This window comes from Amycolatopsis sp. SID8362 (assembly GCF_010550475.1).
GTDB lineage: Bacteria > Actinomycetota > Actinomycetes > Mycobacteriales > Pseudonocardiaceae > Amycolatopsis > Amycolatopsis eburnea.
Map to the genome: position 1 here is coordinate 1 of NZ_JAAGNB010001476.1, position 7,297 is coordinate 7,297.

At 73.1% G+C, this 7,297-nt stretch carries 5 protein-coding genes; 3 read left to right on the plus strand and 2 right to left on the minus strand.

All coding sequences use genetic code 11. From position 1 onward, the window contains the following. A partial coding sequence (locus tag G3I65_RS45480) for a vanadium-dependent haloperoxidase (protein ID WP_160701604.1) occupies positions 1-777 on the plus strand: 777 nt, incomplete at its 5' end. A gap of 1 nt (position 778) precedes the next feature. Here the strand turns inward: G3I65_RS45480 and G3I65_RS45485 are convergent. After that, on the minus strand, positions 779-1,579 hold the full coding sequence (locus G3I65_RS45485; RefSeq protein WP_160701605.1) for an LLM class flavin-dependent oxidoreductase: 801 nt from the start codon (positions 1,577-1,579) through the stop codon (positions 779-781). 129 nt (positions 1,580-1,708) lie between these two features. On the opposite strand from G3I65_RS45485, the gene G3I65_RS45490 reads away from it, so the two are divergent. Next, positions 1,709-5,401: a S8 family serine peptidase gene (locus tag G3I65_RS45490; RefSeq protein ID WP_160701606.1), complete on the plus strand. Its 3,693-nt coding sequence runs from the start codon at positions 1,709-1,711 to the stop codon at positions 5,399-5,401. On the opposite strand, the gene G3I65_RS45495 is transcribed toward G3I65_RS45490, so the two are convergent. Beyond that, complete coding sequence (locus G3I65_RS45495; RefSeq protein WP_160701607.1) at positions 5,388-6,422, minus strand: LuxR family transcriptional regulator; 1,035 nt, start codon at positions 6,420-6,422, stop codon at positions 5,388-5,390. The two genes, G3I65_RS45490 and G3I65_RS45495, sit on opposite strands and share 14 nt — an antisense overlap. 125 nt (positions 6,423-6,547) lie before the next feature. Here G3I65_RS45495 and G3I65_RS45500 point away from each other — a divergent pair. After that, the coding region (locus G3I65_RS45500) for an amidase family protein (RefSeq protein ID WP_240924606.1) at positions 6,548-7,297 on the plus strand (750 nt) is incomplete at its 3' end.

Below are 7,297 nucleotides of genomic sequence, written 5' to 3' on the forward strand. Positions count from 1 at the left end.
TCGGCCGCGACCCCGCCGCTCCTGCCGCCGGGCACCGCGCCGGGGGAGTACCGCCCGACGCCCCCGGCCTTCGCGCCCGCCGCGTTCACCCACTGGGCCGCGGTGACGCCGTTCGTCCTCGACCGCGCGAGCCGCTTCCGCCCCGGCGCGTACCCCGCGCTTTCCGGTGCGGCGTATGCGAAAGCCGTGCAGGAGGTCGCCGCGGCCGGCCGCGACACCGGCACCACCCGCACCGCCGACGAGACGCAGCAAGCGCGCTTCTGGGCGGCGCCGATCTGGAACTACTGGAACGAGATCACCCAGTCCGTGGTCGGCGGCTCGCACCCGGGCCTGGTCGTCGCGGCCCGGGTGTTCGCGCGCCTCAACCTGGCCTTCGCCGACGCGGTGATCGCGTTCTACGAAGCCAAGTACCACTACCGGATCTGGCGCCCGGTCACCGCGGTCCGCCTCGCCGCCGACGACGGAAACCCGGCGACGCAAGGCATCCCGGACTGGTCGAGCCTCGCGACGACGCCACCCGACCCGGCGTACCCGGGCGCGCACAGCGTGATTTCCCAGGCGGGCGCCCAGGTGCTGCGCCAGGAGTACGGCCCCCGCCGTCCGCTCGCGGTGACGTCCGAGGCGCTGCCGGGCGTGGTCCGCCACTTCACGAGCTTCCAGGACGTGGCCGACGAAGCGGGCTTGAGCCGGATCGTGGCGGGCGTCCACACCCGGCTCGACCACGACGCGGGCCGGCGGCTCGGCCAGGACGTCGCGACGTTCGTCCTCCGCTCGTGATTCAGCGGGGCCCGTCGCGCAGCACGCCGCGGATGTGGTCCAGGGAAAGGGATTCGGGCTCGAAGCCGGTGAGCAGCCACGTCGCGCCCGCCCGCGCGTAGGGCGAGCCGTCCTCGCCGGGCCCGATCTCGACGACGTAGTCGAACGGCCCGTCGCCGGTGCGCAGGGCCTCGACCCCGGCGACGGCTTCGGCGAGGTGGTCGGCCGAGTCCAGGTTGACGGGGAAGTAGCCGTCCAGCCGGGCGGCCCGGCGCATCGGCCGGAGCTTGCCGGGGAAACCCGCCGCCCAGACGGGGATCCGCCCCGCCGGGGTGGGCCGGAACCGGATGCCGTCGACGGTGTAGTGCTCGCCGTGGTGGTGCACCTCCTCGCCGGACCACGCGGCGGCGAGGACGGCGAGGGCCTCGTCGAGCATGCGGGCGCGCACCCGGTCGTCGCACTCCTCGCCGGTGCGGGAGAACTCCCCGGCGAACCGGTCGCTGCCCAGGCCGACGCCGAGCGTGAGCCGGCCGCCGCCGAGCCGGTCGAGGGTGGCGGTCTCCCGCGCGAGCTTGACCGGACGGCGCCGGCTGAGCGGGCTGACCATCGGCCCGAAGCGCAGCCGCGACGTCGAAGTGGCGATCGCGGCCAGCGTGATCCACGGATCCGCCACGGCGATGACCGGTTCGCGCCAGCGGAGGTGGTCCCAGACGAAGAAGCCGTGCCACCCGGCTTCTTCGGCCTCGGCGGCGAGACCGGCGACGAGGACGGGGTCGGCCAGCTCGTCGAAGAGCGGGAGCCAGAGCGCGTGCTGTGGGGTCATGCCGGGAACGCTAGGGAGGATTTCGCCTCGTGAAAAGCTGACGCAGCCGGCTGACGAAGATGCGACGTGTCGTGTTTCGGACGCGCCCGCCCTAGTGACGGATCACGGCGTCGGCGCGAGCCTGGTGCGATGCACTGGAGATCACGTGTTCTGGTCCTGGCCTGCGCCGGCGCGCTGGCCGCGGGTACCGCCGGAGCCGCGGACGCGGCCCCCGGCCGGCCCGCGGCGCCCGCGCCCGCGGGTGTCGAACGGCATTCGGTCACCCTGCTCACCGGGGACGTCGTCCAGGTCGAGCGGCAGCCCGGCGGCAAGCAGGCCGCCACCGTCCAGCCCGCGCCGGGCCGGGAGAAGATCCGGTTCCACCAGCAGGAGGTCGACGGCCACCTCAGCGTCTTCCCCGAGGACGTCGCGCCGCGGCTGGGGTCGAAGCAGGTCGACCGGACCCTCTTCGACGTCACCGAGCTGATCGCCGAGGGATACGCCGACGAGCAGTCGGCGACCCTGCCGCTGATCCTCACCTACCGCAAGGGCACGGACCTCCGGAAAACCACCGCGAAAGCCGACCTGGGCGTGACGCTGACCAGCGTCAACGGCCGCTCGGCGCGGGCCAGCAAGGCGAACGCCGCCGCGTTCTGGGCCTCCTCGGGAGACGTCGAGCGGATCTCCCTGGACCGCAAGGTCCGCGCGTCGCTCGACCGCAGCGTCCCGCAGATCGGCGCGCCCGAGGCGTGGGCCGCGGGTTACGACGGCACCGGCACCACGGTCGCGGTGCTCGACACCGGCTACGACCCCACCCACCCGGACCTCGCCGGCCGCGTGCGCGAGGCGGTCAACTTCACGACCAGCCCCGACACGACCGACCACTTCGGCCACGGCACGCACGTCGCCTCGACGATCGCGGGGTCCGGCGCCGCGTCGGGCGGCAAGCTCAAGGGCGCCGCGCCGGGCGCGGAACTGCTCGTCGGCAAGGTCCTCGACGACGACGGCTTCGGGTACGAGTCCTGGGTCCTCGCCGGGATGGAGTGGGCGGCGCACTCCGGCGCCAAGGCGGTCAACATGAGCCTCGGCGGCGGGGCGACCGACGGCACCGACGCGCTCAGCCTCGGTCTCGACGCGCTCAGCGCGCAGACCGGCACGCTCTTCGTGGTGGCCGCCGGCAACGACGGCGACCAGGGCGCCTACACGATCGGCTCGCCGGGCACCGCCGCCGCCGCGCTGACCGTCGGCGCCGTCGGCCGCGACGAACGCCTGGCGTCGTTCTCCAGCCGCGGCCCGCGCCTGGGTGACAACGCCGTCAAGCCCGACATCACCGCGCCCGGCGTCGGCATCGTCGCCGCGCGCGCCGCGGGGACCGCGATGGGCGACGTCGTCGACGACCACTACACCGCCGCCTCCGGCACGTCGATGGCCACGCCGCACGTCGCCGGCGCGGCCGCGATCCTCGCCCAGCAGCACCCCGACTGGACCGGCAGCCGGCTCAAGGACGCGCTGGCCAGCACGTCACTGACCGCTGCCGGGCTCTCGGTGTTCGAGCAGGGCGGCGGCCGCGTCGACGTGGCCCGCGCGGTGAAGCAGCAGGTCTTCGCCACCGGCACGCTCGACCTCGGCGCGGTCGAAGACGGCAAGGCAGCGGTGTCCAAAGAGGTCACCTACACCAACGCCGGCACCACGCCGGTCTCGCTGAAGCTCGCGCTCGACGCCAAGTCCCTCGCCGGCGTCCCGGCCGCCGACGGGATCCGGCTCGACAAGTCCACTTTGGACGTCCCGGCCGGCGGCACCGCGAAGGTCGTGCTCACCGGCGACCCGGCGAAACTGGCCGCGGGCACCTACAGCGGGCGGCTCACCGCGACCGCGGACGGAGTCCTCGTGCACACCGCCGTCGGCGCGGACAAGACCGCACCGAAGCACAAGGTCACCATCTCCGCGCTCGACCTGCGGGGCAAGCCGGCCGTCGCGCCGTGGCTGCTGATGTACGGCGAGGACTACCGCTACGACGTGAACACCTGGCTGGGCGGCGACAGCCTGACGCTGGAGCTCGGCGCGGGCGTGTACTACCTGACCGCGGAGGTCGACGGCGGTGGCGACGGCCGCACCGTCCACCAGGTCGTGCTGCCGGAGATCCGGGTCACCGGCGACACGAACCTCGTGCTGGACGCGCGCAAGGCGGTGAAGGTGGAGGTCGAGACCCCCAAGCCGTCGGAACAGGCCGGGATCTGGAGCTACTACACCTACCGGGAACTCGGCCCGCGCCGCATCGCGAACTACGCCATGCAGTTCGACTACACCCGCGAGCTGTGGGTCACCCCGACGCCGAAGGTGACCACCGGTGCCTTCGAATTCGGCTCCCGCTGGTCGCGGATCGCGCCGCCGTTGACGGCGACCGTCCTGGGCGACCGCGACCCGCTCACGACCCGCTACCTCGCCGGATCGCCCAAGCTGGACGGCTGGCGGCTGCTGCCGGCCGTCTCCGCGGGGCAGGGCAAGCCGGCGGACTTCCAGCGGGTGAACGTCCGCGGGAAGGTCGCGGTCGTCGACCCGGATCCGGCGGACTACAACAGCGACGACGTTTCCCGTGCCGCCGCGGCCGCCGGCGCGGCGATGGTCTTCATCGTCGTGCCGGACGGCTGGAGCGGCGCCTCGGTGCCGTCGATCAGCGCGGCGCCGTCCCTGCCGGTCCCGACCGTCCAGCTCGACCGGGACGAGGGCGTGGCCCTGCTCGCGCGCCTCAAGTGGCTCCCGGCGTTGCTGAGCCTGCGGGGGATCCCGGTCAGCCCGTACCTCTACGACGTGGTCCAGACCGAGCACGACCGGATCCCGGAGCGGATCGTCCACCGGGTCACCGCGGCGAACACCGCGACCGTCACCACCCACTACCGGCAAACGGGCAGCGGCGGCGAGGCCAAGGAGCAGCGGTTCGCCTGGAAGCCGTGGCAGGACTTCGCCGTCAACGAGTACCAGCGGCGCGTGGCGACGCCGTCGACCCGCGAGGAGTACGTCAGCTCGGGGGACACCCTGTGGCAGCACCGGGTCAAGCACGGCCTGATCTGGGACGAGATGTCCCCGCTCCAGGGCGGCATGACCACGGCACCGCGGACCTACCAGGACGGAGAGAAGCTCAGCGAGGACTGGTTCGCGCCGGTCGTCCGGCCCGCCATCCCGCGCGGCGTACCGGGCCTGGACTCGGCCCGTGAGGGCGACCACCTCCGGATCCGGATCCCGGAGTTCGTCGACAGCCAGGCCGGGCACTACGGGTTCAACGAGGGTGACGACCAGGCCGGACCGGCCGTGACGTCGGCGAAGCTGTTCCGCGACGGCGAACTCGTGTCGGAACAGCCCTACGCGTTCGGCACCTTCCCCGCCGGCGCGGACCCGGCGACCTACCGGCTCGACCTGTCGGTCCGGCGCGATTCGCCGGAATGGCTGTTCGGCACCAGCACGCGGACGTCGTGGACGTTCCGCTCGGCCCGGTCGGCCTCGCCCGCGCTGCTTCCGCTGCTGCAGCTGGACTACGCGGTCGACGCCGACTCCGGCAACCGCCTTCCGGCCGGCCGGAAGGCCAGGATCGGCCTGACCGCGCGGTTCCAGGACGGGATGGCCGCGCCGGACGTGCGGTCGATGAAGGCCTGGGTGTCCTACGACGACGGCAAGACCTGGCGCGTGGCCGACGTCAAGCGGACCGGGAAGTCCTACGAGGCCACCGTCGACCACCCGCCGCTCGGTGCCACGAACTCCTACGTCGCGCTGCGCGTGCAGGCCACCGACAGCGCGGGGAACAGCGTCGACCAGACGGTGCTCCGGGCGTACGGGCTCAGCTCGAAATAGCGTCGCCCACGGGCTCCGGGTGCCTTCCGCCGGTTCGCGGCAGGAGGTGCCCGGGGCCCGGCTCGTCCAGCCAGCCGAGCTTGCTGGCCTGCCAGGCCAGCTGCATCCGGGTGCGGACGTCGACCCGGCGCATCAGGTCCTGCAGCCGCCGCTGGACGGTCCGGTAGCTGACGTCGAGCTGCGTCGCGATCGACTTGTCGCTGACCCCGCTGATCAGCAGGGACAGCAGCCGCCGCTCGTCGGGGTCGAGGTGGCCCGACGGCGCGGTGTCGCCGATCCGCAGCGGCGACGCGCGTTCCCAGTAGACCTCGAACAACGCGACCAGCGCGGACAGCAGGCTGCTTTCCCGCACGAGCGCGGCGGTCGGCTCCCCGGCGCTGTCGTGGCTCACCAGCGGGCACAGCGCCACCTTGCGGTCGGAGATGGCCAGGCGCACCGGCAGCTTCGAGATCGAGCGGGCGATCTCGCCACCTTCGATCCCCTCCAGGACGTTGGCGATCCGGCCGGGTTCTTCGAGCAGGCCGGTCTCGTAGATCACGCGGTACTGCACGCCGCGAGCCTGCGCCAGCGCCTCCTCGACGTTCTCCGACGCCGCCATCGCGACGTTGCCCTCCAGGCAGAACCACAGCGACTCCTCGCGGGCACCGCGCTGGATGCTGAGCGCCTGCCGCCGGATCGCGTCCACCCCGGTGATGACCTCGACGAGCTGCGCGGAGTCCCGCCGCCGCACGCTGGCGCGGTACTCCTCGGCGAGCTGCGACACCGCGGCCCGGGCGGCCTCCAGCTGCTCCTGGCCGTGCACCAGCAGCGGGCCGAGCGAGACGTCCGGCGGCGCGGACACGTAGTGCTCGCCCCTCTTGCTGATGAGCCCCTTCGCCAGCAGGACCGCCAGAATGGCGTCGACCTCGCGGCGGTGCACCCCCGCCTTGCCCGCGATCTCGCCCGGGCCGCTCCGGTAGCCGCCGACGACCACGCGGTAGACCCGTTCTTCGTCGGGAGTCATGCCCAGCGCTTCCAGCACAAGGCACAACGTACAACGGGGACATAGCCGCTCAGTGGACAGGAATTGAGACATCCGTCCCGGTGCGCGGCGTTGTGTGAAAAGAAATTTCGTGCCCCCACCAGCGCCTCGCTAGCTTCGGATCCATGGAATCGAGCTTTCAGACGGCCGAAGAACTCGTTGCCGCGTTGCGCGCCGGTGAAGTGACGTCGGCGGAGCTGACCGACGAGGCGATCGCCCGCATCGAGCGCGACGACGAGGTGATCAACGCGATCTGCGTGCCGGACTTCGAGCGGGCGCGGGCCGCCGCCCGGCGTGCCGACGAGGCCCGCGCACGCGGGGAGGACCGGCCGCTGCTGGGTATCCCGGTGACGGTCAAGGAGTCGTACAACGTCGCCGGGCTGCCGACCACCTGGGGCATGCCGGCGCACCGGGACTTCGTGCCGGCCGAGGACGCGGTGCAGGTCTCGCGGGTCAAGGCGGCGGGCGCGGTGGTGCTCGGCAAGACCAACGTGCCGCTGGGGCTGCAGGACATCCAGAGCTTCAACGACATCTACGGCACCACCACCAACCCGTGGGACCCCGGACGCACCTCGGGCGGCTCCTCCGGCGGCTCGGCGGCGGCACTGGCGGCCGGCTTCGGCGCGCTGTCCCTCGGCTCCGACATCGCCGGCTCGCTGCGCACCCCGGCGCACTTCTGCGGTGTGTACGCGCACAAGCCGACCCTCGGGCTGGCGGCCGTCCGCGGCATGGTCCCGCCGGCCACGCCGGCGCTGCCGGTCGACCTCGACCTCGCCGTCGTCGGCCCGATGGCCCGCAGCGCCCGCGACCTCGCGCTCCTGCTGGACGTCATGGCCGGACCGGACCCGCTGACCCACGGCGTGGCGCACCGGGTC

Coding starts and splice junctions, on each gene's coding strand:
- G3I65_RS45485 (WP_160701605.1), bottom strand. CDS start 1,579: ATGACCCCACAGCACGCGCTCTGGCTCCCGCTCTTCGACGAGCTGGCC.
- G3I65_RS45490 (WP_160701606.1), top strand. CDS start 1,709: ATGCACTGGAGATCACGTGTTCTGGTCCTGGCCTGCGCCGGCGCGCTG.